The following is a 2,545-nucleotide window of genomic DNA, read 5'->3' on the forward strand; positions in this document are numbered from 1 at the left end:
AAGCGATTCTGCCCCCTTGTGCTAAAATAATCCTACCCCCTTGATTCCAATATAAAAATACCCCTGCTTGGCAATGCCCGGCAGGGGATTTTTCGTAGATTTGATTCCCGTCTTGACCGGTGGGATAAAATCATTTCTACTATGACAACAAAGATAGCAAACATCCTCCAATGTTACGCATTGGGGATGGGGATAAAGCAGATAAGCAGGAGCTTTGAGCTTTCCCGCAACACGGTGCGCAGATATGTGCGCCTGTTTCAAGAGTGTGGTATACCGATAAAGGAGTTGGCCGCCATGCCTTCCGCTCGCATCCAGGAAATGTTCTCTGAAGGTGTTGGCCGTAACAGGGAACCGTCACAACGCCAGCTTGAGCTTGAGGCGCTCCTTCCTGAGTATGCTGCCCGGCTTAGCCGCCGAGGCGTAACAGTGAAAACCCTGTACGAAGAGTACCGCGAGACCCATCCTGACGGATACAGACATGCCAGTTTCGGCAACTATCTCATGCGTTACCGTATGGTGACACATGTCGTAGGCCATGTCGAGCATTATGCCGGAGACCAGATGTATATCGACTTCGCCGGTGACAAACTGGAAGTCGTTGACAGTGAAAGCGGTGAATGTCGCAGCGTTGAAGTGTTCGTGGCCATACTTCCGTGCAGCCACTATACCTATTGTGAGGCGGTCTGGTCCCAGTCAAGGCAGGACTTGATTAAGGCGTGTGAGAACGCGCTTCATTTTTACGGCGGGGTTCCGATGGCGATCGTACCAGACAACCTCAAATCGGCGGTAACCCGCAGCGACCGTAACGAGCCGGTAATCAACGAGGAGTTTGCGGCATTTGCCGAACACTACGGATGTACCGTATACCCCACACGGGTACGTCATCCAAAGGACAAGGCCTTGGTGGAGAATGCCGTGAAGCTGCTTTACCGATCCGTCTACGCTGACATCGAGGGTCTTGTATTCCACTCGCTGGAGTCTCTGAATGCGGCCATATCCGAATCGCTCTCGGCCTTCAACGGACGCAGGATGAGCGGGCGTCCCCAGTCCAGACGGGAACAGTTCGAGCAGATTGAGTCCGACTGCCTCCGCCCGCTTCCCGCCATACGCCATCAGATGAAAGAGCGACGCTCCGCAACAGTAATGCGTAACGGCTATGTCACCTTCAGGCTTCACCATTACAGCGTACCGAAAGAGTATATAGGCAAACGTGTCGAGATTGTCTATGATGCGGACACGCTGGAAATATATCATGGCCTGCGTCTGGTGACCACACACCAGCGCGATGACACGCCATACTCCTATACGACCAAGGATGCCCACGGACTGCCCGGACGTCATGGAAGTTATGAAAAGGATCTGGAACAGATTTACGAACGGGCCGGCCAGACAGATAACGTCCTGCTGCTGTATCTGCGCAAGGTGGCGGAACTCAAGAAGTATCCTCCCGCGGCGTTCCGTTCATGCAGAGGCATCATGGCGTTGGAGAAGACCTTCGGGCTGGAACGGTTGGTGGCGGCAAGCGCATGCGCCACGCAACTGCGCCTATACGGATATCAGGAGATAAGGCGGATCCTTGAACGCGGGGATGATGCAGACTTCCTGTCAAAAGACGACATCGACGATGAGGTCCCCGTAACATCTATCCACAAAAACATCCGCGGAGCAGCCTACTTCGCACAATTAAAACATTTAAATAGAGACAACAATGGAAACAAATAATCTTACCGCACCGATAGCTGTCGAAAAAGACCGCAACACGTTGACAATCGAACTGATGAACCGTATGAAGCTGCACGGCATGGCCGCCGCCTTCACTGAAAGCCTGACCTCCACTATGGCAGAAACAATGACAATCGACTCTTTCCTGCACATGTTACTTGCCAGAGAATGGGACTACCGTGCCAATGCAGCCATCCAACGCCTTATACGCGGGGCGGCGTTCCGCTACAAGGCCTGCCTCGAGCAGATAGACTATGCAATCCCGCGTGGCCTTGACCGCAATCAGATGGAGCGGCTTGCATCGCTGGAGTTCATCCGCAAGGGACAGAACCTCTTCATCACAGGGTCATCCGGTACCGGGAAGAGCTTCCTTGCCACAGCAATGGGGTATGAAGCCTGCAAGAAGGGCATACGGACATATTATGCGAATGCTCCGAAACTTATGGGTACGCTTAAGGTGGCAAAAGTAAAAGGCACACTGGAATCGGAACTCAAGAGAATCGAACGGAGCACGCTGCTCATATTGGATGACCTCTTCCTTGTGAACCTTGATGCCAAGGAACGACCCATCCTGCTCGATATAATAGAGGACCGACATGGGCGCAAGTCCATCATCATCACCTCGCAACTGCCAACGGACAATTGGTATGATGCAATCGGAGACCCTACAGTAGCAGATGCCATTATGGATCGTATTATACATACGGCGCACCGGATTGAGCTGACAGGAGAAAGTGTCCGTAAAATGGATGCATACAGAGGGAAATAAACTAAAATAATAATAACCCCATCGGTCAAGACTTTTTAAGGGGGCATTGTTGAA

Annotated in this window: 2 protein-coding genes; both read left to right on the forward strand. The window is 52.1% G+C overall.

The annotated features are described in order from the left end of the window. Positions 1 to 141: 141 nt before the first annotated feature. Positions 142 to 1,722, forward strand: a complete 1,581-nt coding sequence (gene istA / locus DW182_RS21965; RefSeq protein ID WP_005829261.1) for an IS21 family transposase — start codon at positions 142 to 144, stop codon at positions 1,720 to 1,722. After that, entirely contained in the window at positions 1,709 to 2,491 is a 783-nt protein-coding gene (gene istB, locus DW182_RS21970; protein ID WP_118296862.1) for an IS21-like element helper ATPase IstB, read from the forward strand. Before istA ends, istB begins: the two co-directional genes overlap by 14 nt. Positions 2,492 to 2,545: the final 54 nt, after the last annotated feature.

Source organism: Bacteroides sp. AM16-24, assembly GCF_003471885.1.
In the GTDB taxonomy this organism is placed as follows: domain Bacteria; phylum Bacteroidota; class Bacteroidia; order Bacteroidales; family Bacteroidaceae; genus Bacteroides.

Coding starts and splice junctions, on each gene's coding strand:
- istB (WP_118296862.1), top strand. CDS start 1,709: ATGGAAACAAATAATCTTACCGCACCGATAGCTGTCGAAAAAGACCGC.
- istA (WP_005829261.1), top strand. CDS start 142: ATGACAACAAAGATAGCAAACATCCTCCAATGTTACGCATTGGGGATG.